At 62.4% G+C, this 25,620-nt stretch carries 26 protein-coding genes; 1 reads left to right on the top strand and 25 read right to left on the bottom strand.

Annotation, left to right across the window (positions count from 1 at the left end):
• Positions 1-149: 149 nt before the first annotated feature.
• On the top strand, positions 150-572 hold the full coding sequence (locus ACNFBR_RS15830; protein WP_416735772.1) for an anti-virulence regulator CigR family protein: 423 nt from the start codon (positions 150-152) through the stop codon (positions 570-572).
• Between the two features lie 755 nt (positions 573-1,327).
• Here ACNFBR_RS15830 and ACNFBR_RS15825 read toward each other — a convergent pair.
• From ACNFBR_RS15825 to ACNFBR_RS15705, 25 genes are all read right to left on the bottom strand, one after another.
• Positions 1,328-2,677 carry an SGNH/GDSL hydrolase family protein gene (locus ACNFBR_RS15825; RefSeq protein WP_416735771.1) on the bottom strand — a complete coding sequence of 450 codons (1,350 nt, stop codon included), beginning with the start codon at positions 2,675-2,677 and terminating at the stop codon, positions 1,328-1,330.
• Between the two features lie 67 nt (positions 2,678-2,744).
• On the bottom strand, positions 2,745-5,117 hold the full coding sequence (locus tag ACNFBR_RS15820; protein WP_416735770.1) for a GDSL-type esterase/lipase family protein: 2,373 nt from the start codon (positions 5,115-5,117) through the stop codon (positions 2,745-2,747).
• Positions 5,118-5,182: 65 nt separating this feature from the next.
• Positions 5,183-7,738: a hypothetical protein gene (locus ACNFBR_RS15815; protein ID WP_416735769.1), complete on the bottom strand. Its 2,556-nt coding sequence runs from the start codon at positions 7,736-7,738 to the stop codon at positions 5,183-5,185.
• Positions 7,738-9,708 (bottom strand): hypothetical protein, encoded by a 1,971-nt coding sequence (locus tag ACNFBR_RS15810; protein ID WP_416735768.1) that lies wholly within the window; start codon positions 9,706-9,708, stop codon positions 7,738-7,740. Before ACNFBR_RS15810 ends, ACNFBR_RS15815 begins: the two co-directional genes overlap by 1 nt.
• Positions 9,705-11,744: a hypothetical protein gene (locus ACNFBR_RS15805; protein WP_416735767.1), complete on the bottom strand. Its 2,040-nt coding sequence runs from the start codon at positions 11,742-11,744 to the stop codon at positions 9,705-9,707. Before ACNFBR_RS15805 ends, ACNFBR_RS15810 begins: the two co-directional genes overlap by 4 nt.
• Positions 11,745-11,746: 2 nt before the next feature.
• On the bottom strand, positions 11,747-12,208 hold the full coding sequence (locus ACNFBR_RS15800; protein ID WP_416735766.1) for a hypothetical protein: 462 nt from the start codon (positions 12,206-12,208) through the stop codon (positions 11,747-11,749).
• Positions 12,208-12,651, bottom strand: coding sequence for a hypothetical protein (locus ACNFBR_RS15795; RefSeq protein WP_416735765.1), 444 nt, complete (start codon positions 12,649-12,651; stop codon positions 12,208-12,210). The genes ACNFBR_RS15800 and ACNFBR_RS15795 overlap by 1 nt, the downstream gene beginning before the upstream one ends.
• Position 12,652: 1 nt before the next feature.
• Positions 12,653-14,977, bottom strand: a complete 2,325-nt coding sequence (locus ACNFBR_RS15790) for a hypothetical protein (protein WP_416735764.1) — start codon at positions 14,975-14,977, stop codon at positions 12,653-12,655.
• Complete coding sequence (locus ACNFBR_RS15785) at positions 14,974-15,609, bottom strand: hypothetical protein (RefSeq protein WP_416735763.1); 636 nt, start codon at positions 15,607-15,609, stop codon at positions 14,974-14,976. The genes ACNFBR_RS15790 and ACNFBR_RS15785 overlap by 4 nt, the downstream gene beginning before the upstream one ends.
• A gap of 54 nt (positions 15,610-15,663) precedes the next feature.
• Positions 15,664-16,119, bottom strand: a complete 456-nt coding sequence (locus ACNFBR_RS15780) for a hypothetical protein (protein ID WP_416735762.1) — start codon at positions 16,117-16,119, stop codon at positions 15,664-15,666.
• Positions 16,120-16,128: 9 nt separating this feature from the next.
• On the bottom strand, positions 16,129-16,575 hold the full coding sequence (locus ACNFBR_RS15775) for a Bbp16 family capsid cement protein (RefSeq protein ID WP_416735761.1): 447 nt from the start codon (positions 16,573-16,575) through the stop codon (positions 16,129-16,131).
• 39 nt (positions 16,576-16,614) lie between these two features.
• Entirely contained in the window at positions 16,615-17,607 is a 993-nt protein-coding gene (locus tag ACNFBR_RS15770) for a major capsid protein (RefSeq protein ID WP_015269594.1), read from the bottom strand.
• A gap of 10 nt (positions 17,608-17,617) precedes the next feature.
• Positions 17,618-18,328: a hypothetical protein gene (locus ACNFBR_RS15765; protein WP_416735760.1), complete on the bottom strand. Its 711-nt coding sequence runs from the start codon at positions 18,326-18,328 to the stop codon at positions 17,618-17,620.
• Positions 18,325-18,723 carry a Gp49 family protein gene (locus tag ACNFBR_RS15760; RefSeq protein ID WP_416735836.1) on the bottom strand — a complete coding sequence of 133 codons (399 nt, stop codon included), beginning with the start codon at positions 18,721-18,723 and terminating at the stop codon, positions 18,325-18,327. The genes ACNFBR_RS15765 and ACNFBR_RS15760 overlap by 4 nt, the downstream gene beginning before the upstream one ends.
• Positions 18,724-18,725: 2 nt before the next feature.
• Positions 18,726-19,025: a hypothetical protein gene (locus tag ACNFBR_RS15755; RefSeq protein ID WP_416735759.1), complete on the bottom strand. Its 300-nt coding sequence runs from the start codon at positions 19,023-19,025 to the stop codon at positions 18,726-18,728.
• Positions 19,026-20,720 carry a portal protein gene (locus ACNFBR_RS15750; protein WP_416735758.1) on the bottom strand — a complete coding sequence of 565 codons (1,695 nt, stop codon included), beginning with the start codon at positions 20,718-20,720 and terminating at the stop codon, positions 19,026-19,028.
• 2 nt (positions 20,721-20,722) lie between these two features.
• Positions 20,723-20,986: a hypothetical protein gene (locus ACNFBR_RS15745; protein ID WP_416735757.1), complete on the bottom strand. Its 264-nt coding sequence runs from the start codon at positions 20,984-20,986 to the stop codon at positions 20,723-20,725.
• A gap of 11 nt (positions 20,987-20,997) precedes the next feature.
• A complete protein-coding gene (locus ACNFBR_RS15740; RefSeq protein ID WP_416735756.1) occupies positions 20,998-22,494 on the bottom strand; it encodes a terminase in 1,497 nt (498 codons plus the stop codon).
• Positions 22,472-23,014: a terminase small subunit gene (locus ACNFBR_RS15735; protein ID WP_416735755.1), complete on the bottom strand. Its 543-nt coding sequence runs from the start codon at positions 23,012-23,014 to the stop codon at positions 22,472-22,474. The genes ACNFBR_RS15740 and ACNFBR_RS15735 overlap by 23 nt, the downstream gene beginning before the upstream one ends.
• 6 nt (positions 23,015-23,020) lie before the next feature.
• A complete protein-coding gene (locus tag ACNFBR_RS15730; RefSeq protein WP_416735754.1) occupies positions 23,021-23,266 on the bottom strand; it encodes a hypothetical protein in 246 nt (81 codons plus the stop codon).
• A complete protein-coding gene (locus ACNFBR_RS15725; protein ID WP_416735753.1) occupies positions 23,263-23,715 on the bottom strand; it encodes a lysis system i-spanin subunit Rz in 453 nt (150 codons plus the stop codon). The genes ACNFBR_RS15730 and ACNFBR_RS15725 overlap by 4 nt, the downstream gene beginning before the upstream one ends.
• Complete coding sequence (locus ACNFBR_RS15720) at positions 23,712-24,224, bottom strand: glycoside hydrolase family protein (RefSeq protein ID WP_416735752.1); 513 nt, start codon at positions 24,222-24,224, stop codon at positions 23,712-23,714. The genes ACNFBR_RS15725 and ACNFBR_RS15720 overlap by 4 nt, the downstream gene beginning before the upstream one ends.
• Positions 24,221-24,466, bottom strand: coding sequence for a holin (locus tag ACNFBR_RS15715; RefSeq protein WP_012271404.1), 246 nt, complete (start codon positions 24,464-24,466; stop codon positions 24,221-24,223). Before ACNFBR_RS15715 ends, ACNFBR_RS15720 begins: the two co-directional genes overlap by 4 nt.
• Positions 24,467-24,640: 174 nt before the next feature.
• Positions 24,641-24,982 (bottom strand): hypothetical protein, encoded by a 342-nt coding sequence (locus ACNFBR_RS15710; protein ID WP_416735751.1) that lies wholly within the window; start codon positions 24,980-24,982, stop codon positions 24,641-24,643.
• Positions 24,979-25,608: a hypothetical protein gene (locus tag ACNFBR_RS15705; RefSeq protein ID WP_416735750.1), complete on the bottom strand. Its 630-nt coding sequence runs from the start codon at positions 25,606-25,608 to the stop codon at positions 24,979-24,981. Before ACNFBR_RS15705 ends, ACNFBR_RS15710 begins: the two co-directional genes overlap by 4 nt.
• Between the last annotated feature and the right edge of the window lie 12 nt (positions 25,609-25,620).

Raw genomic sequence — 25,620 nt, 5'->3', positions numbered from 1 at the left:
GGTTGCGCGTTGCGCTTCGTGGCATCGCAGGCACTTGAGTTCTCGCTTCCCGACGGAATGCCAAGCCTTGTTCAGATCCCCCAGTATCAATTGCCTTCAGTAGTAGAGCGGCTAGGCTGTTGAAGGGAAAAAGGTCAAGGAATGCTCTCATGGATATGAAGTTACGTGTCGCCGTAGCGCTGTCGCTGGTAATGGGGGTAAGCCCTATATTGCTGGCAGACCCAGGAAAGGGGAAAGGACATGACAAAGGTGACCAACACGGCAACCAGAAGCATGTCGACAGCGACGCCTGGCACGGTGGGCCCTCCATCGACTTAGGCGGGGTGCGAGTTATCCTCAATGACAACCGCGGGTACTGGAGTCCAGGTTCTTCTCTGCCACCAGGTATCCAGAAAAATCTAGCACGCGGCAAACCTCTACCTCCTGGCATCGCCAAGAAGCTCGACGGTCGACTGGTCGGACGTCTTCCGCACTACGATGGCTATGAATGGCAACAAGCCGGTACTGACTTGCTGCTCGTGACCATTGCCACAGGCGTGATATACGAGGTGCTGCATAACGTACTGGATTGATCGTCACGGCCGGATTGCAAAGGGCTGGGGCTGTATGTTCGGCGGTGAATAGCCGCATCAGCGATATGACGGCCGGTGACACTGTGTAGACGTTTTCTTCATCTTTTTTTCACAATCGCTCGGGCAGTCTGGAGTCATCCCTACGTGATAGACCTTGCCCGCCTCGGCGGGCTTTCTTTTGCCCGCAATTCAGTGATGGTCGACCATCTGTTTGACCGTGTGCCCTACCCGGCTCGCACGCGCGATAACACCTGGTGCAGCCAACTCGACTTCCCATCACTCGCCCAGGCGGACGCAGCCCGTTTGCGGGCGAACCCTTGGCACTCTTGGTAGAATGTCTACCTTGCCGCGATTGATGCGGATCTGGACGAGGTAACTGGTGCTGCCATCGTCCTTTTTACGCGTTCTCATCATTGCCATTTGAGATTGGCACTCGTCGTCTGTCGCTTGGTAAAAACGCCCCAAAATCCCGAAAATTGGTACAAAACACGTTGAACGAAATGACCGCAAAATCAGGCTCCAAGCCAGAAACCACGCGCCCTGAGCCGTCACGCCGCTTCAGCGTTGCACCCATGATGGATCGGGTCGATTAATCGGAAAGGCCCAGTGTTTACGGGGCCTGTAGACATGCCTTGTTTTTGCTGTAGCAAAAATTAAGCAAGAGGGACGGGATAGCCACATAAGTGGCTATTTTTTCGACAGGAAAAAGGCAGCACTCCGGTATGGCACTGCCGGTGTTCGTCTGAATGATTGGACTACCGCGATGGGTCCATCATGAGCGGGCTGCGTAGCAACGAGACTGACGGCACATAGAGTGTGTCCATTGCATACCGCCGCGACTTGATCAGCTGGTTTTCACCGTTGCCCGGCGCGATTGCCCCAACGGTCGGGTTGAACAGAATTGGCTTGGCACCGATCGAGCGGATGTAGTCCACCAGGTAGGTGACCTGAGCCTGGAACAGCCAGCCGGTGGTGTTGTAGTAGTAGTCATTCGTGCCGACCATGATCCAGACGTAGTCCGGTTTTTCTCCTGGCACGTCCTTGAAGAAGCGCGCCACCAGCTGATCACTGCGGTTACCAACAATGCCCTTGCTGACAACCGTCGCCTTGTTCAATCGCTTGATCAGGTGGTTGTGGAACCTCCCGCCCGAAGCGAACCAGCTATCACCGAACAAGACATGCTTGCCACGGTTGATGTCTTCGGCCGGCGACAGCGCATGGTAGTGGGTGATCGAGCCAGGGTAGAACACCGATTCAGTCGAGGACGGCACCGTTATCTTGACGCGCACCTTGCTACCGGCCGTGATCGTGTAGGGAATATCAACTGAAGCGATGGTGTCGTCTCGGGTGACAGACGTTTTCGCTACATCTATTACCTGGCCGTCTGCTTTCAGCTCGGTGACCACGATGTCGAGCGTGGCAGCTTGCTTCCCCGCCTGCTTGCCAGGGTTCACAACCACGTTCGTGACCATGTTCTCGTAGAACGAGACAACAGGCTTCGAAGCTACGCCGCCGCCAGCATTGCCAGCCCTTACCGCGATACCGACGCCATCATCCACATCACCGTAACCGGTGGTTGGTGCTGGTTCGGAGCGCGCTCCGTTGATGACCTCCCAGCCGGATGAGCCTTTGAACTGCGCGGCACGGCGCAGCATTGGCCTGACTGCCAACTGCCGCAGCGCGTCATCGGCAACACAGGCAAACCCCATGCGGTTGGCGTGGGCGTCATTACCGTAGAAGTTGTAGAGCTTGCCGCCTTCGAGCATGGCCTTTGGCAGCGGCCTGTCCACCACCACACGGTCTTGGGCAACATCCTTGAGCACTACGGGATACAGCGTGTCGTCTTCGCCCTGATAGCACGCGAGCTGGCCACGACTGAACCCCTTCGTGCCGTTCAAGGCGATCTGGAAAGAACCGGCAGGCACCGCCTGGGTAGAGACGGCTTCGACGACGCCGCCAGGCTCGTTGCTGTACCAGCCAACACCAGACAGCGTGCCGAAGTGCAGGTCGATGAATGCGGGGTTGGGGGTGCGGGGTGACTCAGGCTCTGCGAATACTGAGTGGGTGAATAGCAGAGCCGAGACAAGTAGAGCGGTGAAGCGCATCGGGATGACATCCGTCCATGATTTTCCTGAATGATCTCATAACGGGCCATCCCTTTGCCTGCATCAATCAAACCAGCGACTGGCTCCAGCAGATATCCGCGATGACGGTGGCGGTGATGCCAGATCCCGATGGGTTGGTAGCGCGGAGTATCACGAAACGCAGATCATTGCTCGCCCTTGGCGCTGGCTGATCCTTGAACGGTCCAACGCCGGTAAAGGTCGTGACATCCACCGGGCTGGTGCCGTCGGCCGTTGCACAGTACTCGATGCTCAGCTGCAGTCCAGCAACGGACTGATGCAGGTAGCGAATCAGCGCTGGCAAGCGCGTATTGCCAGGCAAGACACCGATGATCTGCGATGAAGACGCGCCAACTGTTGCACGGGCGTAGAAGTTCGAGCTGCGCTGAACGGTGCCCGCCGCGTCAGGCTGCAGGGCCTGGCCGGTATAGCGAACGTTGAGTGCATAGCTGCGCGACTTGACCAGCTGATCGCCGCCCCCTGCAGTTGGGGCAATGGCGCCAACACTTGGGGTGAAGAAGATCGGCTGTGCACCCAGAGACTGAATCAGCCTGCGCAGCTGCAGGATCTGCTGTTCGAACAGTGCTGGCGATACGCTTGCGTAGTAGTCGTTTGTGCCGATCATGATCCACACGAAGTCCGGGTTTTGCGGCACAACGTCTGTTCCGAAGCGGGCAAGCAGGTCCGACGCTTTGTTGCCGCTGACCCCCTTGTTGATGATCGTTGCCTTGGGCAGCCGGGCAACCAGGCGGTTGTACAGGTCGCCACCCGCGAACCAGCTGTCACCCAGCAGGACGTGGCGCCCACGGTTCAGCGAGCCAAGGAAGCCCCGCACGCTGTAATAGCTGACCTGCCCCAGGTAGAACGTCCAAGGACCGCCGTTTGGCGAGGTGACGCGCAACTGCACCATGGAGCCAGGACGCACGGTGAAGTCGATATCGCGGGAGCGGATCGCGCCATAGCTCAGGATGCCGGTATCGCTGGCAATCTGGAATTCAGTGCCATCCGCCAGCTTTTCCCATACCGCGATATCTACGGAGCCGGAAAGGTTGCCAGGATCTCGGGTGCCGGGGTTCAGCACCAGGTTCACCACCTTGTCACCACCGGTCAAAGCCACCCAGGACGAGGAAGCACCGGCATTGATGGTCGAGCTAGTTACAGAGATTGCCCGCTCACCTACAGGGCCGCTGCCTGGGTTGGTGTAAACCGACGCGGTTTGGCTGACGAGCGTGGCGCCGAGGATTGGCGACCAGATGGCGCCGTCATTGGCTCGGTACTCCAAGATGGAAATGCGCTTGGAGGTCAGCTGCCGGAGGGCGGCGTCTGCAATCGCGTTGAAGCCGAAGGTGTTGGCGTGCGCGTCATCGCGGTTGAAGTTGTACACCGGGGCGCCCGAGGCCACGGCCACACGCATCTGGCGATCCATACGCAGGACCGGGCCCGCCTCGATGATCTTGACAACGCCGGTGTCGTACTGCCCATCGCTGGACAGCCAGCAAATCAGTTGCCCTACAAAGAAGTTCGTGGCCGATGCCACAGCCAGTGCCGTCGTGTTTTGGGCGGCCGAGGCGGTCGTGGTGGTGCTGACGATTGCGCCAGGCTCGGACGCTCCGGCCCAACCAGTGCCGCACAGCGGGCCGAAGTGCAGATCAATAACCGCCGGATCAAGCACGTTGCTGAACACCCGCCCGATACCGGCAATCGCATCGGTGTTCGTTTGGATCTGCGTGTTCTGGGTCGCATCAGAGCTGGCCAGTGCAACAAGCGCATCACGCACCGTGCCGTTGTTGTGGGCAATACCAGACGACCCCAGCAGCGGGTCGTTCTTGGTGGCCAGGGTCTGGACGGAGCGCGCAACGCCATCTGGGTATACCAGCATCACGTTGCTGGCATTGTTGATAGGTCCGGTGAATTGGCTCAGAAGGCCGGCAATGTACTGCTCGTTATAAAGCTTGGGGACTGCGTCCTGGTTCTTGGTTGGATTGCCCAGGTTGGAAATCCGACTGCCCTGGGCATCGTAATAGTCCTTGCCAATTGGCTTGAGTAACGCCCTGCGCAAGATGGCAAACCCCTGCTGAATCAGCATCGTCAAACGATCGAAAACCGTCTCATGCGTCTCGGCCAGGAACTTGCCCTGGTTGCGCAAGTCGGTCGGCTGAACTGCTTCCATTACCCTGGAAATGGTGAGAGACGCACCAGGCGTCGCAAGGAAGCCAGCAGCATAGGTGGAAGTGAGGGTTCCACCAGACTGAGTTCCTGCGCCGGACAGCGTGTATTGCGCGCCAGTTAGGGTTTCCGTCGTGCCATCCTGCTTGACCAGGACGGCCTCGATATCGGAATCCTGCAGGAACGGATATGGGATCGGGAACGCCGGGCCGCCGGATACGTATTCAACGACGCTATCAGTGGTCGATACGGTCAATTTTCAATGCTCCAGAAATGCGAAAGCCCCGCATTTGCGGGGCTCTCTGTGGGGAGGTAGTTGCGTTAGTTGTTGGCGGCAGCGCCCAGGTCAGGCGCCCTGGAAGGCGCTGCTTCGCCAGGCTCCCACCAATAGCTTTGGCCGAACTCGCGCTGGGCTCGTCGCTGCATCCGGCTGAGGTACCCTGGCGAGAAGTACTCTTGGAGCTGATGGAAGATCATGTGGTCAGTGGCGGCCTTGGTGTACCAGAGGTTTGCCCCGGGAATATGGCCTTTGGCGAGCTGGAGCAGACGGGCACCGATCACATCGGCATCACGATCTCCCAAGGCGGCATCGGCAGTAACGCCGCGCAGGTTTAGCAGCGTCTCTACGTCTCCGGCCAGCGGTCCGCCAAATGTAGCCAATGCTGAGGTTCCGCCTTGCGTGGTGTTGGAGAACAGGAAGTCGCCGTATAACGACAGCGCGCCACCTTTGAGCATTGAGGCCAATCCGAAGCGCAGGCCGGGCACGCCGCCCAGCTCGTCATCCAGCATGTTCTTGGGGTCACGGCCCGAGGCGATCTCGTTGACCTGGGTAGCGATCGCTCCCAGCACCGTGGCTGTGGCGAATAATGCCGCACCGTACGCAGCCTTGCCCCATCCAGTTTCCTGAGCCATGGCCCGTCGCCAGTGCTTCATGATCATCGACACGGGGAACGACTTGAACTGCCAGAAACTGCGCTTGAACTCACCACTCCAGGTCCCGCGCTGGTTGTTTCCATGCATGAAGGCTCGTTCGCGGGCGCCAGGCGCAGGGATCGCCATGTTGGTTTCATCCAGCACCATTCCAAGCAGCCGGGTGGCGGCCTGCTCGCGCAGTCGCGTAGGGGAAACACCGACCTGCTTGGCCAGCGGCGTCAGGGCTGCATCCGAAATCCGGTAGATGCTTCCTGGGGTCAGCACCTGGTCACCGGCGCCGCGCCAGTCTTCCGGCTGGGCCAGGCGCCATACCGACCAGTCCTGATCGGTAATGCCGCGCTGCTGCATCAGGCGGCGGTCGCCCTCTTCAAGGGCTGCCAGCGAATCGTACTTACGGGTCAAGTCGCCGGTAACGTCCATCATGGTTGCGCCAAATGCACGGCGGTTGCCAGCGTCAATGGCGTTCATACCTGACAGCTGCATTACCTTGGTGGCGGCGGCCTGCGACCATTTGGCAGCACGGCCTGCGACTTCTGCGTCGGTGCCAAGTCCATCCTCCCCCCAGCGCGCCAAGCTACCAATGAGCTGGTCGATACCGAGGCCGGCACGTAGAGCCAGGCGCCGGTGGCCGGGGTTGGCCGGGTTGAGCATGCGCAGCTCGTTGCTCAGAACCTGCATGACCGGCATGCCGTTCATCTTGGCCACCAGAGCCAGGGTTCCCTGGTCGCTCAGGCCAGTGATGACGGCAGAGCCCAGCTTGCCAGCCACGTTGGTGGCTCGGTAAGTGTCGAACGCGTTGGCCAACCTTGCCGAAGCCGGCGGCTCACGGGTGCCAGCCACTTCCGTATACAACTGCTGCAGCCGCTTTGCTCGCCTCTCGATCTTCGCCTTGTCCTGTGGCCTGTCATTGATCATCTGCTGTGCGGCCGTCTCGGCGTGGTATTTCATAGCATGGTTCGGGTTTGGGCCCATGGCTTCGACCAGGGCGATGTCGCGGGCAGCCCGATCGATGTGGCCGAACATCAAGTCCATCAGACCTTTGTCGCCGTACTTCGCCTGGGCCGCCAGGTAAGCATCGGCATCACGGTAGTGGATCTGCCGCGACTCGCTGCCACGGTTCGCACGGGCGCCGTTGCCGGTTACCCGGCCGGGCTCGATCTTGTTGACGCCACCGGTGGCTACTGTCTCCCATGCGTGCGTGAAGAAATCCCTCAACTCGGCATCGTTCATGCGCGAGCCGTCGGCGTTGATGTACTTGTTCCGGTTTGCCCACTGGACGTGATCGGCAATCCACTGATCCTTGGCCCTGGCCACCTTCAACTGGCTGTGGCTGCGCGGAATCGCCCAGTCATCAAGGTATCCGACATCGCCGCCGGCACGGTTGAACCGCTCGCGCAGGCGGTTGGCAACGTCTGCGAACTGCTTTGCCCCGACCTTTGCCTCTGGCACACCACTGTCCTGGCCGTGCAGTTCCTGCACCAGGGCGCGGGCCTTGGCCTCATCGGCGAACAGCCCCAGAAACTTGCCTCGTGTCATCTCGATGGCGTCGAGCATGGTGCTCATTGCCTCGTCGCGTATGGCCCGGCTGGCCGACTCGACCGACATGATCCCGGGATAGTCCGAGGCAAAGGCCAACAGCCGGTCAAGGCCCTTGAGCGGGTCGCCCGGGAACTGGGCCATGACGTTCTGCACGCGGTCATGAGCCAGGATGGTCAGCGCCACGCGCTGCTTCTTCTTGGCGGCCTCGGCCTGCAGCTCCTTGGCTGCGGCGTTGGCCGCCTCGGTCAGACGGTCGGATGCGGTCTTGGTCTGCCAGGTGGCTGGATCGGATTGGGCCAGCTGCCGCATGTTTCGGCTGATGCGCCCTTCGATGTCTTTGATCTGGTCCTGGGTGAGTGTGCGGCCGATGGCCTGTTGTACCGCCTGGATGCATTGCTGTTTCATCAGTTACCGAACCTCAGCGCGCACAGGGCGGCAGCAAGGAAGCCTTTGGAATCGTTGGCAGCCTGGGCGATATCGGCATCAGCCTCGGCCAGGAGCTCGCGGGCGGATACGGTGACGGGCGTTCCGTCCTCGTTGATGGCGCCGGTCGGCACCTGCAGGTCGCGTTCGCCGGCGGCTACGGCATCGAGAAGCGCAGGCAGAGCTGGATCAATACCAGCAACGGCATCAGCGCTTTGGGTGCCAGCGGTGATGGATTCCGTCGATGGTGTTGCGCTTTCCGCCCCGGATGTTCCGGTTTGGACTGCTTCTGTTTCAGGAGCTGCGGGAGCGGAACCGCTTGTTTCAGCCTGCTGAGCTGGCTGCGCAGCCCGTGGTTGCTGGGCTTGAGCTGTGGGAGCGACATCAGCCTCAGGCGTGCGCGGCGATGTCGGTGCCGCTGGCTCTTCTATCAGCTGGCCGCTCTCGCGCAGCATGCGCTGGATGTCCTCTGCCGCCAGCCTGTTCAGCGCCATGCCGTGATCCGGCGAAACGCTGCTGGCCAGGGCCGAACGCTTGAAGGCGCTGCCGATCTGCTCTGCACGCTGGTCGACCTGCGCCTGCAAACGCGCTGGGGTTTCACCGCGATCCATGGCGGCCAGCTCGGACTTGGCACGCTCGGCAGCGCGGTTGCCTTCCAACTGCTGTGTCAGCTCATCGATACGCGCCTGAATCGCTGTGCGCTGCTCGTCGATGGCCTGTCGCTGCTGAGCGATGCTGTCGCGGGCCGCGCGTTCGGCCTGCTTGCGGGTCATGCGCTGCTGCTGGAACTCCTTGGCAGCCTGCCGATAGGTGTTGCCAGCGGCTTCGTGCGCCTGGTCCAGTTCGCCAAGACTGCGGCGCAGACCAGTCACTTCGGCCCGAATGTCGCGAACGTTGGGCAGGCCTGCTGCCGCCACCGGCTCAAGCTCTGCCCGGGCAGTGGCGAACACCTCTTGCTGCGCCTGATCGCGCACCACCGCTTCCTCGGGGCCGACACGGTTGGAGCGGATGAAAGCGGTATCGTCCATGAGGCCGGTGACGTTGACTGGTTCGCCACGGCTCATCTGCTCGAGCGCGAGGTCCAGGGCATTCTGGTGTGCAGCGCTCGACCGGGCGTTGACCGGCGCACCAGGTGCCGTGCCGTGCTGGGCGTGCAGCCCATTGTTGCCAGCCAGCGCCGCGTCGACGGTTTCAGGTGATGCAGCGGGAGCACCCGACATGGCCCGGCCAAGTCCCCAGAAAGCGCCACCGAGCAGGCCGTCGATGGCCATGGCCTGGCCATCCAGCGCCTTGTACTGCTGGGCCTGCTGCGCGTAGCCGTTGCTTTCCAGCACCTGGCCAACACCACCGCGCGCTACAGCACCGAGCGCAACGTTGGCGCCGGCAGTTGCGGCAAGGTCCGCAACAGGCTGGGCCAGCAGGCGGGCCGCCGGCAGGAATGCACCGGCAGCCAGGGTGCCGCCCTCGATCGCGCCTGCAAGCGCCGCGGTCTTGGGGTCTACACCCTCCCCGCGCAGTTCGCTGAAACGTTGCTCGCCCATGGACAGGCCGACCCCGCCGGCGGCAACCGGAAGGCCGCCAGAAGCAGCGCCGAACGCGAAGCGGGTACCGACATCGCCAAGGCCGAACAGGATCTGCGCGGCTGTGCCGTTGGTTTCGGCGTCAGGGCGCAGGCGCTCGGTCACCGCCAGGCGCTGCTGGCCGATGGCTGCGCGCCGGGCAATCTCTTCTTCATCGGTTGGCACTTCGAACAGGATGGCCTGGTCCGGGTCGTTTCCGTATTGGGCCGCCTGCAGCGCCAGCTGGGTGGCGCCCTGGGCGATACCGCTGAACAGCGCTGTGCCAGAGCCATCCCAGAAATTGGGCTCTGGCGGGGTCAACGCCGGGTTGGCCAAGGCATCCTGCTCGAGCGCCTGCTGATCGTTGAAGGCCAGGTCAGTGATAAAGCTCACTGGTCACCCCCGTTCACGTTGATCATGAGCGGCTTGCCATCGGCGCCGTACTTGTACTGGTTGCCCTGCATCACGTAATACACGCCGTCCCGGGCTTGGCGCAGGGTCAGTGCGCTGGCCGTGGCCAGGTCCTGTTCACTCATGCCCTGGGCTTTCATGGTTTCCACCAGGCGCTGCTGGGCGACCTGCTCGAACGTATCGCCCGGCATGCCCCATGGCGCGAGCGTTGACGAGCCGTTGAAGTCGACGACATCACCCACGGTGGCCTTGATGGCTTTCTTCATGAGCGCGTTATTGACCTCGCCCGACACATCGCCGGCCTCGGCCGCAGCGCCGGTGTAGTAGGACTTCACAGCCTGGGCCGCCAGCGAATACGACTGAGGCTGACCGGCGAACACCGTTCCGAGCTGCTTGCCCAGGGCTAGGTCAAAGTCGGTTTGCTTGGGGATCGGGAACCTGCCGCCGCCGTCCTGCCCCTTCTGGGCCTTGGACTTGTTCAGGATCGACTCGCCCAAAGCCATGGTCTTGGCAACATCGCCGCTTTGGACCACATCATCTGGGCGGAACCAGTGGGTGCCGGTGGTCAGCGACCGCTGCTTGCCCGCCAGCATGCCGGCCAGCGCGCGAACTGGCGAATCCGGGGCGATCTGCTGCATTGCCCCGGCATACGCCCGGTCATCGCCCATGGCGGCATGAAGCTTGCCGAACAGTTGGGACTGCTGGTCGGGGCTCATCTGATCGATCTGGGCGGAGAGTGCCTTGGCCTCCTGTGGCAGCAACGGTTTCAAGGCGACCGTGGGGCCGAACTTCTGGCGCATTCCCTGAAGCGCGGAGACACGGTCAGCCAGCACGGTCGGCAGGTTCTCCGAATTCAGGTCCAATGGCTCAATTCCGCCACCCAAGCGCTGCTGGAAGTAGTCGAGCGGCGCCTCGGCCATCATCTTGGCGTTCGTTTCAATCGCCCGGCCCAGCCTGGCAAGGTTGTTGGCCTGGGCAACGGTACCGCCATTGTTCTGCAGCTCGGCCTGCAGCTTGCCGTAGTAGGCGGCCTGTTGGTCAATAGGCTGGCGCAGCACCTGCTGGGTGGCCACCTCCTGCTTGCGCAGTTCGTTGAACTCGGCTGCGGCCGCTGTGCCCTGAACCTGTTTACCCCAGTTGTCCCACATATCGTCGGTAGCGGGGATGCCGCTGGCAATCTGAGCGCTGATCTTCCCAAGCGCCCGGTCGGCGCGGGCTTCGGCGCGCAGCTGCGCCATTTCCGCCTTCTGCTGCAGCCGTTCGACCTTGCCGTCGATCGAGCTGCCCACCTGAGTGAGGTCATCGGCAGTCAGGTACTGCTGGTACTGCTTGAGCGCAGCCTGGGCTTTATAGGGGTCCTGGGATGCCTGGCGCTTCAGGATGTCCGAATACATGCTGCTGGTGGCCTTGGTGCGGTTGGCCTCCAGCACCTCGGGGGCCCAGCCATTGCGCTGCGCCTGCAACTGCAGGATGCCGTCAATACGGGCATGACTGGACGCGATAGCGTCAGGGTCGTTGTAGTTCAGCGCAGCCGTATTCAGCGCGGTGGCAATGGCAGCCTTGTCGACCTGGTTCTTGTACTCCTGCTGCTCACCAAACTCATAGCTGCCCAGTTTCCCTTGCAATTGGGCCCGGCGCTGAAGAGCAGCCTGCGTGAACATCTGCCGTTGCTGCTCGTTGGCCAAGCTGCTGGCGATGGCTTCGCGCTGCTGGTCGAACTGGGTCAACGTGTCATTGGTGACGTTCAGGGCGGCCTGGCCCTTCTTGGTGAAGGCGCCGGTCTCCGGGTTGAAGATGGCTTCGTTCTGCCAGGTGCCGAGCTGGTTGTCCGCATTGAGCACGGCCGTCTGGTTGGCCTCACGCATTTCGCGCTGGTGTACGTCGGCCAGGTCGCCGGCAAGGCTGGAAAGGCCGCGCGCCAAGCCGGAAGCATCAACGGATGCCTGGGCGACTCGCGGTGCGGCGACGACTTCCGGCGCCACGCGGCGCATCTGGAGTTGTGGGATTCGTGCGGCCATGCTCAGCCCCTGCTGTAGATGTTGTATGCCTGACCGCCCCCGGTGAGCAGCGAGCCAAAGGCGTTGAGGCGGGCGGTACGGTTGTTGGTCTTGGCCTGGCGTACGCCCTCGTTGCCCTGGTCGACAAGCCCCATGGCCTGGTTGAAGGCGTTGCGGCGCAGCTGGTCTGCATCCTGCTTTGCAAGATCCAGCGTACTTTGCTCAACACGGCCGGCCGAGCCTTGGCCCACTGCCACGCCATTTGCTGCGAAACCTGTGCGCTGGCTGGCGGCAGTCTGCCTGCCCTGTTCGTTGGCCATGTCAGCAGCGAAATCGCCCTGATTGATCACGTCGCGCGCCTGCTCATTCAGATAGCGCTGCTGGCGGTTCGCTGCCTTGACCCCCTCTTTCCCCTGCTGGATCTGGGAATAGGCGTTGAGTATCCCGCCGCCGGCCGCCAGGCCTGCACCTGCTGCTGCGCCCATTACAGCCCCCTCAATGTCATTGGATGGAACAGTTCGCCGTTGATCCCGTAGGGCACGGCGTCATGCATGTGGAACCCGAGCCAGCGCAGCCAGCGCAAGGCCTTGGTGTAGCGGGCATCGGTGTAATTGATCAGCACCTGGTAACGCTGGCGCATGGCAGCGACTTCACGGTCGCACTCGACCAGGAAGGATCGGTGGTGACGGTCTATTTCCGTGGTGCTGATCAGCCATGGCACCCCGGTCTGCTCATCGAGCTTGATGTCGCCGAACATGGCGACCACCCGACCATTCACCACGTAAGCCAGGGGCCTCACGCTCCTTTCCACCGAATACCGAAGTTCTTGCTCTACGGTCAGGCCACGGATGGCTTCGAACTCACGGCGGTCAGCCATGCGCGCATTGGCAACCGTCATCGCGATCAGCCGGTCATCAGCCGGCAGCATTTCAGCCACCCGACTGGACATTGGGCATGACCCCCAGAATGGTGAGCGGTAGCGGGTCGGACTGGCGGATAAACAGGCGCCCGTAGTTATCCCACTGGCACTGGATATCCATCTCGGCCCGGCCGGTCAGCAACTCGATCGGCTCGCCATAATCCTCGTCGGCGCGCTGCTTGAACTCGTCCAGGTGGTCGGCGTCCGGGCCGGCGAAGATGCCGCGGCTTTCCTGGCAGATCACCACCACCTGGTTTATGCGCTTCTTGCTGCCCAGGAAGGCCTGGTTGTTCTGCAGGGTGATGTCCAGGGTTTCGAAGTCGGCGGTGATCGGCAGGCCGATGTGCGCTACCAGGGTCGGGCTGTCCAAGGTGATGGCGCCACCGGTGACGACCTGCTGAGGAATAACGTTGCCATCGCCCAGGATGCTGACTGTCTTGCCTTCGAGATGGCCAAGGCTGCTGACAACGGACGCCGCCAGGCCCCAGCGGGTCGCGGATACGCCGCGCAGCGAATCAGGCACCACAGACTGCGGCTCTACCGTGACCACGGTTGCTGAGATAAACGCAGTGATCTTCACGGTCAGCACGTCGCCAATGGCGTATTCACTGCCACCGCCGTACAGAACCACGCTTCGGCCAACCATGCCGGCATCAAAGGTCGCAGTGCCTACAGTAAGGGTCAGCAGGTTCGGATATTGCCAAGTGGTGCCACCGCTCAGCACGGCAGTACCGGTGCGCCGGCCGTCATAGGTCAGCCCGCAATCCACGAAGAAGGCCCGGTCGAACCAGTAATCGCCGCTGCCGAACTTGGTCAGCTGCCGAGTGGCCATGCGCTCGATGTAGCGCTTGGTCACACCGTTGATGGTGCGCTTGACGATCAGGTACAGCGCGTCCTCGTCGTTCTCTGGGACCGAGGCCACCGACTCGACCTGACCGTCGGTGTCGTGCCAGTGCCAGGCATAGACCTGCTGGTCTGGCAGGAAGGTGAAGCCCAGCAGCATCCCGTCGTTGCGGGCCATCCACAGGATACCGTTGGGCTGCAGGGTGAAGGCCATGTCTTGGATGGTGAAGCCGCGCAGCAGATGCGACGACAACACGCTCACGTCCTGGGGCTGGAAGCCGTCCGAGACGTAGTTGTAGGCCAGCGTCGACAGCTTGCCGCCCCGGGCCTGGATGTACAGCGCCGTGTTGGCGTAGATCGCCGGTGGCACGTCGCTGGTGCCGAAATAGCTCTGCTCGATCGCCGAGACGTTGGCAGCCGTGACCCCGGAATCGGTCGAGCCGGTGATGGCGATCTCTGCACCAGAGGTCATGGCCAGGAGCTCGCGCAGCGACACCAGGTGACGGATCTGGTTGACCTGGCGGCTGGCAATAACGAACTCGATGCCGTCGTCATCCTTGTTCGGGTCGGAGTAGCCGAAGTTATGGAAGTCACCGGTACGCGACATCCAGACCGTTTGCGGGTTGGCCTTGCTGGCCGCAAACACCATGCGCTGCTGGTAATAGCCGACCACCGAAGGATTGTTGCCGCCGGCGAACGGGTTGTATGCAATGGGGGCGGTATTATCGGTTTCGGGGGTGATGTTGATGTCGGTGAAGGTCGTGCCGGTGGCCTGACCGATAAACCCGAACACGCCGGAAGACTTGTTCTTGTAGATGTTGTAGTGGTCCGCGCCGGCCGACGCGGTCCAGCTCAGGGTAGCCCCTGGCTTGTTGTCGAAGCTGCTCACACTTGCCGTGTTGCTGGCATTGGACTCCACCGAACCCTCTGAAATGCTGCTGACAGCGGTCACCTTGTACTGGTATTCGGTCACATCACCAGATCCTCCGGAACGCGCCGACGCAGTCAGCCCCGTGGGCGCGGCAATGCTCGGCTCGAACAGGATGGCCGTTAGGGTCCAGTTGGTCGGCCCCAGACGCGAAAGCTCGCGGGGCGGATGGTCCGGATGGACGATAGTCAGCACGTCGGCCGACTGGGTGAACTTCAGGGCTGCCAACTGCGCCGCAGTGTACGGCGAGGCGATTTCATAAGGCGTAGTACCGACCACAACTTGCCCGCCCATGCTGATGAAGCGGATATACAGGTCGCCGAACTCAAGGATGTAGGTCTGCTCGGTCGAGAACTGGAACGGGATCAGCCTGGACTTGGCCGCGCTGTTCTTCGTTTCAACGATGAATCGGGTGCCGGAGCGGTTCTGCGCGCCGCCCTCCGGCAGGACCTGGTAGTTGCGGCAGGTCTTGAGCGCGGTGTAGTAGCGGCCCAGGTCAACCCGGGCATAGGTGGCTGGCGATACCTCGCCGGCGCTGAATGACGGCTGGATAACTTCAGTCATGCCCCGCGCCCCGTGATGAAGGTGGACTCGCGCTGGTACTGGGTGGTGCCTTCATTGAGCGCTGTGGCAGCGGCCTCCAGCACCGTGGCCTTGTACTGGGCAAAACAGGCGCTGGCGATTCCGGCATCCTTGGCTAGTGGCCCGGCGATCTCGCTGGCCAGATACCACGCCAGGGCCGACACAAAGATCGGGTCGAACAGTTCAGGCGACGTGACCTTGAGTGTGTATTCCAGGGTGGCCGGCGACACACTGGTACTGATCAGGCGCTGGCTGGACCCATTGACCACGCGGAAAGGGATGCGCGGCAATTCGGGCATGTAGCACTCATAGCCGGCCGGGATGGCTCCCTGTGGCCAGCCTGGATTGACGATTCGGCGCACGCGCATGCAGTCGTTCGGCACGGCGTAGGCGTACTGGTAATCTGGGTTCGGGTTGTCGGCCACCTCGGCCAGCTGGGCAAAAGCCGTGGCGAAGCCCCAATCGCAGTCGGCGCGCAGCACAAAGTCGCGGCTGCTCTCGTAGAACTGCTTGCAGATCCGGGCCGGCTGGCTGTTCTCTTCCAGGTCATCGATACGGGTACCGTTTCCGATGCGGAAGATCGCCATGTTGCAGATGTCGATTACCGAACTCATGAAAAGCTGACTCCATGAAAAAGGGCCCCGAAGGGCCCTTGGTGAGTTGCTGACTCAGGCGTCCGGGCCGTCATCGTCGTCGCTGCCGTCATCACCGGCGCCGCCGTCCTGGCTGCCGGTGCCGGTGCCGGTGCCGGTGCTGGCGGTGGTTGAGGTGGTGTCCTCAGGCTTAACGTACGGCTCGCCGCCGGCATTCAGGCGATCCGCCTCGGCCTGTGCCTCTTCCTTGCTTGCACCGATGAAGTCACTGAACCACTCGCCTTTGGCATCGATGACGCGCCAACGGGTTCCACCGTTGAACTTGGCGGCATAGCCCAAGGATTGCTTGGTCTGGCTGCCGGTGTTGGCGGTGGTTGAGGCCTGGGCTTTACCGGATGGCTTCCAGCCCTGGGGCTGCATCCATTTACCAAGGTGGGCTTCGCTCAGGATGTCGAACGGCTGGCCGCCAGCCTCAGGCGGGTCTTGGATCTTCCCGCCGTAATAGCCGCGTTCAAGTGCGATAACTTTCATGGTCGCTCCTTAAACGATGGTGAAGCCGCTGGCGTAGTAGGAGGTGTCCTGGACGTCTTTGACCAGGCCAGCCCAGAACGTGCCAGCGGTGAGTGGGCCCGTGCCAACGGTGTAGTTGACACGGAGGTAGCGGCGGACGCCGCGCGGGACTGCCACAGCAACCGGGCGCTTGCCGGCGGCCATGTCAGTCAACGCGACCGCGCCCGAGTCGTACAGCGTGACCCAGGTGGAGTTGTCATCACTGGTCTGCAACTGGAAGTTCACAGTGGCGGCGCCTGCAGCAGCGGCCGCAACCAGAACGGCGATGACCAGATACAGCGGCTCGCCGGCGCCGATGTCGCGTCGGGTGTTGCCATGGGTCAAGGGGCCCAGGTCGAGAACGTCGGTCGATGCCGCCGTCGCGGTGACTGCCTGGCCAGTCTGCCCGCTGAACATGTTCAGCTTGTCGGTGATCATGGGGATTCTCCGGAATTGATTGGGCGGGTTATGCGACGGTCAGATGACCGGCGCCTCGGAGTTGAGCAGCGCGTCGCAGGTACGGAACGGCACGCCGCGCAGGCTGGTGATGAACTCGCCGTCGTACTCTTGGATCTTGAGACGGACGTTGTTCTTGTTCATCGCCTGGATGTCCAGGCACTCGGCGATGGTGCGATTCATGTAGAACGCTGCGCGGCCCATGCGCAGGTTCGGAATGCGGTGCACTGCACGCACCATCGCTTCGATCAGCTTCACGGTGCTGCCGTTGGTATCGGCCACAAGATCGCTGATATCGATGTTGCAAATGCGAACGCAGTAGCGCCAGTCGCGCAGGGCAGCACCGGTTTCCCACTTGTAGTGGTCGCGGTAGGCGCGGAAGTACTTGCCGGTACCGTCGTCTACCAGCTCGACACCCATGTCGTTGTGGTCCAAGCCAGCCTTCGAGCCCTTCGGGAAGATCCCGTGCACGGTCTGATCGCCCCAGACGACCAGCCACACCGAGGTGTTGTCGGAGCCAGAGCCGCCCATCTTGATGATGTTCTGGCCGTTCTTCGCGGTGCTGTCGCTGTAGCGAGGGGCCAGACCGAGAGGCTTGGCAGGCTCAAGCGCACTGTTGGAGTAGAACAGTGCGGTGGCCATGTCCTGGTTCATGCCCTCAATGAAGGCGGCGTTCTCGGACAGGCGGAAAGCTGCGGTGTTGCCGTTTAGGTCTGCCAACTTCTCGTCGACAACGCCCAGGTTTTCCAGCAGCGCACAGGTTTCATCAACCTGCACAGTGGTGGACTTGCCACGGGCGATACCGGCGTTCAGCGCTCGCCAGGTACCCGATGGCAGGCCGGTACGCATGGTGGTGCGGTGACCGGTCGCCAGGTTGCCCTCCAGCCACAGCATGTCGGTCAGGATTTCGTTGGTCTGGTTCAGCATCTCGATGATGCGCGCCGGCTTGCTGTCCGGGTCCTGACGCTTGGCCCAGTCAGCCAGCGTCAGCGCAGTGTTGGCGATAACGGCCATGGTTCACTCCTTACTTTTTACCGTAGAAGACTTCTTCGTTGGATTTACGGGTGTTGTTGCCGGAACCGCTATGCAGCTGGCCCTCGGCCAACTGCTGGCCGATCCGGTGGAAGAGCCGAACAACTTCGGGATGGGAGCCCAGGCCGGACTCCTTGAGCATGGTGCTCAGCTCGGGGGTGCCGAACTGGGCCAGGGCTTTCTGGGCAACGCCGACGTTGGCGTCGAAGTTGGCACCGCCGAAGGCTGCGTCCTCGCGCAGGGACTTCTCCCAGCCGGTGACCAGGCCTTGGCGTTGTTCCAGGCCAGCCTGCTCGGCAGCCAGGGCGCGCTTGGCGTCGAAGGCGACGAGCTTGTCAGCCTGTTCCTGGGTCAAGCCCAGCTCCTTGAACAGCGGGCTGACCTCTGCCAGTTGCTGCTCGCTCATCGCGTAGCCTTCGGGCAGGTCCTTGAAGGCGTAGGCCTCTGGCACAACGGGTTTCTGCGCCTGCTCGCCCTCGCCTTCTTTCTTCTCGCCGGCTTGCTGCTGGCCTTCCTGGGTTTGCTGGTTGGCATCGCCGGCCTGCTGTTGCTGCTGGCCTTGTGCGCCCTGGTCGCCGCCGAGGATGTTGCTCTGTGGCTCGCCAGTGGCAGCAGCTGCCGCAGCGCCACCTCCCTGGCCGCCATCGGCGCCGGCTTCGTTCATGAGGAAGTGGCCGAGACGGCCGTGGATGAAGAGGTTCATGCTTCACCCCCTTCGCTTTGGCCGAACTCAGCACGAGCAGCCAGCTTACTGCGCAGCTCGTAGCCCATCAGCGGCCACACCTTGGCCACAGCGTTCTCGCGGGCGATGCGGCGGCCGATCTCTTCGTCGAAATTCTCAGGGCTGGCACATGCCGACTCGCCAGTGACGGTGAACCCGTTTTTGAGCACCAGAACGCAGAAGGTGAGCAGAGCCAACTCGCCGTGCGCGCCAGTGAGGCGCGTCAGTTCATCCTGCTTGTGCAGAGCAGCCTGCACGCCTTCAGATGCGGTGAAGTAGTACTCGCCGACGATGTTCGCTTTGATGTCATCGGGCTTGATGCGCGGTGCATTAAGGCCCTTGGCCTGAATTTCTTGCTCGATTGCTTTGTCGCTCATGGTCATTCCTCGCTATTGACCGTGGTGTTTTCCGCGACCATCACCTGGTACAGGTGCGGGCACAGGGTGTTGATGCGCTCCAGCAGGCTAAGGCCGTGCTGGCGGCGACCTTCGTTAAAGGCCATCGGGATGGGTTTCGGGTCGTAGACCGGGTGGAACACGCGGGCGGCCTCAAGCTGTTTCCAGACCAGGCGCCGGCCGCGCGGATCGGCCATCAGCCATTTGAAGTCCTGGGCTGCCTGCTCTTGCTCCAGGCGTGCGGCGTCCTCCCGCTGCTGCAGGATCTCGGCGTCTTCGAACATTTAGGCTCCCAGCATCTGGCCCAGGACGTTGTCCGGGGTGACTTCGGTTTCGGACAGGAGCTTGGCGCCTTGGATGGCGGCGCCCATGGCCTGCTGGGCTTGCTGGGCCTGTTGCTGCTGGGAGCGCTGCTCGCGGATGGCGGCAACCTCGTCAGCGCCACGGACAACGGTTGGCACCACGCCAATGGCGTCGGCGTATTCCTCGATGAGCTGGTCGGAGTTGACCTTGTCCAGCACTTCAGGGAAGGCGCCCGACAGGTTGCCGGCCAGAGTCGCGAAACGCTCCAGGCCCAGCACGTTCTGGGATTTCTGCGCCTGAGCCAGGATCGATACGTACTCGGCCTGGATCTCGCTGTTGGATTCGATCAGCTCCTGCGGCGGGGGCGGCAGCAGCGGGTCACCATCTATGATGCCGGCCCAGATCGGCATGGACTGGCGCAACATGATGTTGAAGGTTCGGTCGATCAGCGGGTCAAGCAGCTCATCGTTGATCCGCTCAAGCACGGGGCCGAGCATCAGCATCTTCTCTTCCTTGCGCGCCGCGATCTCGGTAGCGGTGCGCACGGTGTCCAACTGGCTGACCATCAGGAACAGGTCGACGAAGAAAGCTTCGTTGATCCGGCCCTCGTGCTCCTGGATCTTCGCCTGGATAGGCGACAGCCAGGCCGCGTTGGGCTGGTAGATCGGAGCCATCTGGTTCTGGCCGCCCACCATGGGAACGTAGGTCACGCCGCCCGGGATGGTGCTGCTGGGCTGGCCACGCAGCTCAGCCGGCGCCTGCAGCGGCGGGTTGGCCCCGGTCTCGGTCATGCGGGCCGCCTGGCGCTCGTACAGCTGCAGGGCCTTCACGTCGCCAAGGCATACGCGGCCAGGGCCGGTACCGTAGGCATCGCCTGGCATCGCCTCCCAGCGTACGGCCATCACCGGGAATTCGTGGTAGCCGCGATCCTCCAGCACCATATCGCCCGGGGCGCCAGCCTCCCAGACCAGTGAGCTGTACGGCAGGTTGCGGCTTCCGGCCCGGTCGGGATTCGCTCTCAGGTTGAGCTCTACCCGCTGGGCACAGCTGACGAACTGGTCGCCGTTGTTGTTCTCGTACAGCGCCTTCGATGCCGGGCTCAGTGCTTCAAGACCGAACTTCTCCACCAGCTGGTTCACGGTCCACTTGAATTCGCGGTAGATGGCAGATGCCTTGCCGTCTGCGCCGTTCGAAATGAAGTACTCGCCCCAGGTGAAGGCTTCGCAGCGGATCACCGTCTCTGGATGCTCATCCACCCACATGCAGCCGGTGCCGAAGGTGCCCATCTCCTGGTAGCAAGTCGGCAGCACCTGGTACAGGTTCGAGCGCAGGAACACGTCGCGCATGCGCTGGGTGCACTCGTAGAACCACGACTTGACCGGGCCGAACTCCATGATCGCCCGAGCCACTGGCTGCAGGTTGAACCAGGGGCGCGCTGGCGAGGTGATGCCGCTCATCATGCCGGCGGCCATGGTGCGGCTGGCCATGGTGGCCCGGTTGTTGATGATCTTGTTGTTGCGGCGATCACCACGGTTGGTGTCGTCATTCATCACCCGGGAGCGCATGGGCAGGATGAAGTCGGAGATCTCCTTGGCATTGGTGTCCCAGGAGGCGCGCTCGTTCTTCAGCGCTGACAGCCGCTTCTCGGCCAACTTGCGTGGGCTGTCGGTGACCATGGTTATTGCCCCAGCAAGGTCTTGGTGGCGGTCGGCGCTGCTGCCGCATTGGCCCCGCCCAGGATGGTTGACGTGATGCCGGCAGCCTTGGCCCGGCGGCGCTTATCAGCGGCGTTGCCTTCGGCATCTGCGGTCGAAACGTCGTTGTTCTTCACGTCTTCGCCGGTGGTGGTATTGGTTTTCGGCGTCTCGAAGCTGTCGCCGAGCACGGCATCGCTCAGCCCGAGCGTTGCAACGTTGGCCGCCTGTTTGATTGCTCCGCCCATGGGTGAAGTCCTCAGTTGAAAGGGTCGTAATCGGATTGGTGACTGCCGTTGACGCCGCCATTCCCTTGGTACTGGGCCTTCATCACCGGCATGGTGAAGGTCAGGGCCAGCGCGTCACCGTCGTCCGGGCTGATGCCCAGGCGCTTCTTGATGTCCTTCTTCTTCTCCAGCGCGATCTGGTCAGAGGCGTTGTGGTCGTACTCAGGGCTGGTCAGCTCGGTTTCCAGCTCGGTATCGCTCTCGATCGCCAGCCCAGACTTGATGGCCTCGCGCATGCGCCACCAGATCCAGGTGCGCATGTTGGCGTAGTGCCGGTCCGGTGCCTGGCTGGCGAAGTTCACATCGATGATCATCACGCCAGGCAGCAGGCGTCGGAGCTGGTCGGCCACGGGCCCACCAACACCGGTGGAGTCCACAAACACAGCGTCGGGCCTGCGCTCCACCACCTCGGTGCACACTCGGGCGATGAACTTAGTGGTATCCCGCGTCTCGCTGCCGGGGATCTTGATAGGCTTGATGCTCTTCGCATCCATGCCGCGCCGGAAGCGGATGACGTTGTTGTCCATGCCGCCGCGGGCAATGTCGATTCCACAGATCAGGGCATCGTCCATGCCGTACACGCCTTCGCGCCGCATGGCCTCGGCCACCCAGTCAGTTGGGATCAGCTGCAAGTCGGAAGCCCTCGGGAACATGCCGCGTACGCGGATACGGACGAAATCGCTGTCCTCGCCGTAGTCGGCGATCCACTTGGCGATTTGCGTCTTGTTGGTGCCGTCGACAGTGCGGCTGTCGACCTGGCGGTGCCGCCAGCGGTGCTTGAACTTCGTGAAGCACTCACGGAAGCGACCGCTGTTACGGGTTGGGTTGCCGAAGGCAGCCCAGATGATTTCTGTGTCGGCGTCGGTCAGGGCGCCTTCTGCCACTTCCCACACCAGGTCGGCAATGGCCGATGCCTCGTCGAAGATGAGCAAGATGCGCTTACCTTCGTTGTGCAGGCCGGCGAACGCCTCGGTGTTGGTGTCAGACCATGGCACGGCGTCGATACGCCAGTTCTTTTCGTGGCCTGGGTCGGTGCTGATCAGCGCGGTACCGGTCAGCTTGAACCAGTGGGCAGTGATCGAAAGCCGGTTCCACTTGGCCACCTCGGGCCACGTCTTGGTGCGCAGCTGGCTCTCGGTGTTGGCCGTTACCACGCCACGTGTATCAATGGCGGTGTCCAGGGCCCATTTGATGATCCACGACACCAGCGCAGACTTGCCGATACCGTGGCCGCTGGCCACAGCCTCGCGGATGACTTCGCCCAGGTCCTTGGCACCAGCCCTGACCTGCTGGCCGATGGAATCCAGCACCTGGCACTGCCACTCCCGTGGGCCGGTCTTGTTGGCCAGCTCCGTGCCTTCCTCACCCCAGGGGAACGCATAGAGCACGTAGCCCAGCGGATCATCGGCAAAGCTCAGGATGTCCTCAACGAGCTGCTGCTCGTAGTCAATCTCGGCCGGTGCGTTCACGTACGCGCGCCTTTGCCTTGGCCATCCGGTCCGCCAGGCCGGTGACTTTGACCTCGACCTGCTCCTTGAAGGCGTTCACGTTCACGTGCTTGCCCAGCAGCTCAAGGTTGCGGACCTTGTCGGGCCACTTGATCTTCTTGAGGATGCCGACCATATCCCGGTCCTTACCCTGGCCTTCGAACATCTCAGCTAGGTCGAAGCCGACCAGGTACTGGCGCCAGGCCTTGGGCCACTGCTTGAGCGGCTTGAGGGAAAGGTCATCCTCCAGAATGTCCAGCAGGTCCAGCTGGTCGATCTCTACGAGCCGTTGCAGCACGTAGTCGGCGTCGACCTTGAGCCGCCTGTTGCGGTCGCCCATGGCCGCCTTGATGGCCTCTGAAACCTCCGGCAGCTGCATCAGCGCGTAGGCCTGGTCCTTGGCCCCCTTCGTCGCATAGCCGGCCCTGATCGCCGCCTGGGTGGCGTTCAGGTCAACCAGATACTCGGCCACGAACCGATGGCGCTTCACGGTCATGGCCATGGGGAATTACTCGCCGGTGGCGGCCGGGGCTACAACCTCGCCGCTGGTGGTTGATTCGCCGGCATCGGTGCTGGCGGTATCAGTGGTGTCGACGACAGCTGCAACCTGACGCATCCAAGAGAACTTGGGGAAGATCGCGACGACTGCGCTGCCGGTGGCGTACAGGGTCAAGCCGTTGGAGTCGAGCACATGGCCAACCGCCTCGATGCGGTGGATCTGCCCGTCAGGGTCTTTGATTTCATACTGGCTCATTGCGCTGCTCCAGGGCAGGCCGTGCGGACGTAGTCCTGCAGGGCGTTCAGTTGGCGGATTGCGTCGTCACCGTCGTTGGCGATGGCGACAATTCGTTCAGCAGCCGCTGGGTCAAGTTCGGCTCTCGCTTCTGCATGACCCAGGCCGGCGGCGGAGGCAGATCCTGCGGCGCAGCTGGTGGCGAGGACTGACAACCGGCGCTTGCCATTAGCGATAGCAGTACGAAGGCTGGCATTGGTCTGGTTCGCACGTTCGCGCTCCTGGGTGTGCTGGGTGTCGAGGTCGGCCAACAGCTTGATGGTGTTGCGCCTGGACTCGGCCGCGGCCTCAAGGGTTTCGATCTTGCCTACCGCCTGATCGAGCTGGGCGGCTTGGCGATCGATCTTCTGCCACCCGGCGTACATGACGACGCCACAAGCCAGCAGGCCTGCGACCAGATAGTTGGTCATCGTTGGACCTCCATGCACTTGGCGTGGCGATCGAGCTGGCGCTGCCATACGCCCCAGCAACGCTTGTTGCCCGGGGTGGAGCAGTCGTAGCCGGCGGCAAACTTGTACTTGAGCAGGTCGTTGCATGCCTGGACGTAGTTGCCGGCCAGCAGGTCGCGGCGCGGAGAGCCGGATCGCCAGGTGCCAATCCCGTACTGGCCGACGAAGTCCATGTAGAGATCGAACTCTTCCTGGTGGAGCTTCACGCCCGGCAGGCTGCCGGCGAACTCTTTCTCGGCCTGGCTGTTGAGAGCGCGGGCCAGGACCTCGGCACGCTGGCGGGTGATGGTGTCACCCATCTTGACCGGCCTGCCGTCTTCCCACCTGGTGGAGCCGTGGCCGATGGTTGGAACGTCGCCCTTGGTGGGGATGACAGCAACGTCGGTAAAGCCCTCGCTGGCCTTCCAGGCGCCGAAGCCGGCAAGACTCATGGTCAGCAGAGCCACGGCCACACGGTTGCGGGAGCTCATCGCTGGCATTGCTCGCGCAGGGCTTGGATACGCGCCTGGCTCTCTGCCGCCTCCCGGCGATCCTTGCGGATCTGGAAGTACGTATTGACCAGGAAGCCGATCAAGGCGATGGCCACGCCGGCAAAGCCAACCCAGTTCACCTGGGACAGCCAGCCGACAAAGCCGGTGCTGGCGCCGACGAGCATGCCCTTGTTTGCCACCGAGGCGCCGACTGCTTCAACGATGCCTTCCGGTTTCGACATTGGGTTGCTCCTTACTGGGGCTTTCATGGGGCCTCCAGAAACGCGAAACCCCGCTCGATGGCGGGGTCTGAGGATTGTTTGCAGGCAACAAAAAACCCGCTCAATGGCGGGTTTTAGTGTTTCGGGTGCTGCTTGTCACAGTGGGGAAATCATGCCGAAACCCGCACATTTCTGTCAAGGCGTGTGATAGCCGATGTCTGCGGCAAGTTCGGTAATGGCCATGCAGATGGTCTGAGCAACCTGCTCTGGACTCGTATCGCCCAGTGGATTAACCGGGTAGCTGGCCTGCAGCACCCGCGAAGTCGTGCCGACACGGCAGGTAATCTTTCCGCTGTTGATCTGCATGCCGTGAACTGCCACAAGCCACATTGCGTCGTTGCCATCCTGGTGCGGCGTCCAAGGCACCCAGGCGGTGGACTCGCCAACGGCCTTGTACCGGCCTGGCTGGCCATTCTGGTACACCAGATCGATGTTGGCCGACTTAGCGGCCAGATGCAGCAGTTCAACCAGAGTCACGCGGCTTCCCTCTCTTCGCTCAGCACGCGCCCGACTGGGCGCAAGCACATGCCGTCGATGATACCAGCCTGCTCGAACATCAGCTGCACCAGCCAGCCCCACTGCCGGGCCCAGTTGCGGCTATCCAGCTCGACACCGTGGTTGTTGGCCAGCCAATCCCTGAACACCCACTGGGCAGCCATCGGGTCAGGATTGGCGCCCATCCCGCCCTGCACCATGTGCCGGTACCGGACCAGGACGCCGCGGGCAACCCACCACTCGCGACTGTAGGGCCTGCAGGTGCGCTTCTCCCCTCGCCGCTCAAGTTCCAGGTGAACGTGGCCGGCCAGCTTGGCCAGCGCCACTTCCTCCCAGTTGTTCGACACCTCGGTCGTGATGACGGGGGCGTACAGGTGGTGGCCGAACTGCTGGTAGTCCTCAGGCAGGCTGGCGATGGCGTGTTGCACCTTCCCCGCCATCGCCATGTGGGCGCACTTGCCCGTGTTCTCCCAGCGCTCTGGCCGGGTTTCGTTCGCCACGTACCCGCGCTTGGCGAGCTTTGCCCCCTCCAGGCCGTGGTGCATGACGCTGTCCCAGGGCGTGTAGTAGGCGTCGTGCCATGCCAGGCGTGCGCTTCCAAGTCTCATACTGCCCCCTTG

This window comes from Pseudomonas sp. NY11955 (genome assembly GCF_048068035.1).
Lineage (GTDB): Bacteria > Pseudomonadota > Gammaproteobacteria > Pseudomonadales > Pseudomonadaceae > Aquipseudomonas.
This window is presented reverse-complemented; position numbering and strand designations above follow the sequence as displayed.

What these genes read in the sequence shown, in the direction of transcription:
- ACNFBR_RS15830 (WP_416735772.1), top strand. Translation starts at nt 150, where the DNA reads ATGGATATGAAGTTACGTGTCGCCGTAGCGCTGTCGCTGGTAATGGGG.
- ACNFBR_RS15825 (WP_416735771.1), bottom strand. Translation starts at nt 2,677, where the DNA reads ATGCGCTTCACCGCTCTACTTGTCTCGGCTCTGCTATTCACCCACTCA.
- ACNFBR_RS15815 (WP_416735769.1), bottom strand. Translation starts at nt 7,738, where the DNA reads ATGAAACAGCAATGCATCCAGGCGGTACAACAGGCCATCGGCCGCACA.
- ACNFBR_RS15805 (WP_416735767.1), bottom strand. Translation starts at nt 11,744, where the DNA reads ATGGCCGCACGAATCCCACAACTCCAGATGCGCCGCGTGGCGCCGGAA.
- ACNFBR_RS15800 (WP_416735766.1), bottom strand. Translation starts at nt 12,208, where the DNA reads ATGGGCGCAGCAGCAGGTGCAGGCCTGGCGGCCGGCGGCGGGATACTC.
- ACNFBR_RS15795 (WP_416735765.1), bottom strand. Translation starts at nt 12,651, where the DNA reads ATGCTGCCGGCTGATGACCGGCTGATCGCGATGACGGTTGCCAATGCG.
- ACNFBR_RS15790 (WP_416735764.1), bottom strand. Translation starts at nt 14,977, where the DNA reads ATGACTGAAGTTATCCAGCCGTCATTCAGCGCCGGCGAGGTATCGCCA.
- ACNFBR_RS15785 (WP_416735763.1), bottom strand. Translation starts at nt 15,609, where the DNA reads ATGAGTTCGGTAATCGACATCTGCAACATGGCGATCTTCCGCATCGGA.
- ACNFBR_RS15780 (WP_416735762.1), bottom strand. Translation starts at nt 16,119, where the DNA reads ATGAAAGTTATCGCACTTGAACGCGGCTATTACGGCGGGAAGATCCAA.
- ACNFBR_RS15775 (WP_416735761.1), bottom strand. Translation starts at nt 16,575, where the DNA reads ATGATCACCGACAAGCTGAACATGTTCAGCGGGCAGACTGGCCAGGCA.
- ACNFBR_RS15770 (WP_015269594.1), bottom strand. Translation starts at nt 17,607, where the DNA reads ATGGCCGTTATCGCCAACACTGCGCTGACGCTGGCTGACTGGGCCAAG.
- ACNFBR_RS15765 (WP_416735760.1), bottom strand. Translation starts at nt 18,328, where the DNA reads ATGAACCTCTTCATCCACGGCCGTCTCGGCCACTTCCTCATGAACGAA.
- ACNFBR_RS15760 (WP_416735836.1), bottom strand. Translation starts at nt 18,723, where the DNA reads ATGAGCGACAAAGCAATCGAGCAAGAAATTCAGGCCAAGGGCCTTAAT.
- ACNFBR_RS15755 (WP_416735759.1), bottom strand. Translation starts at nt 19,025, where the DNA reads ATGTTCGAAGACGCCGAGATCCTGCAGCAGCGGGAGGACGCCGCACGC.
- ACNFBR_RS15750 (WP_416735758.1), bottom strand. Translation starts at nt 20,720, where the DNA reads ATGGTCACCGACAGCCCACGCAAGTTGGCCGAGAAGCGGCTGTCAGCG.
- ACNFBR_RS15745 (WP_416735757.1), bottom strand. Translation starts at nt 20,986, where the DNA reads ATGGGCGGAGCAATCAAACAGGCGGCCAACGTTGCAACGCTCGGGCTG.
- ACNFBR_RS15735 (WP_416735755.1), bottom strand. Translation starts at nt 23,014, where the DNA reads ATGGCCATGACCGTGAAGCGCCATCGGTTCGTGGCCGAGTATCTGGTT.
- ACNFBR_RS15730 (WP_416735754.1), bottom strand. Translation starts at nt 23,266, where the DNA reads ATGAGCCAGTATGAAATCAAAGACCCTGACGGGCAGATCCACCGCATC.
- ACNFBR_RS15725 (WP_416735753.1), bottom strand. Translation starts at nt 23,715, where the DNA reads ATGACCAACTATCTGGTCGCAGGCCTGCTGGCTTGTGGCGTCGTCATG.
- ACNFBR_RS15720 (WP_416735752.1), bottom strand. Translation starts at nt 24,224, where the DNA reads ATGAGCTCCCGCAACCGTGTGGCCGTGGCTCTGCTGACCATGAGTCTT.
- ACNFBR_RS15715 (WP_012271404.1), bottom strand. Translation starts at nt 24,466, where the DNA reads ATGTCGAAACCGGAAGGCATCGTTGAAGCAGTCGGCGCCTCGGTGGCA.
- ACNFBR_RS15705 (WP_416735750.1), bottom strand. Translation starts at nt 25,608, where the DNA reads ATGAGACTTGGAAGCGCACGCCTGGCATGGCACGACGCCTACTACACG.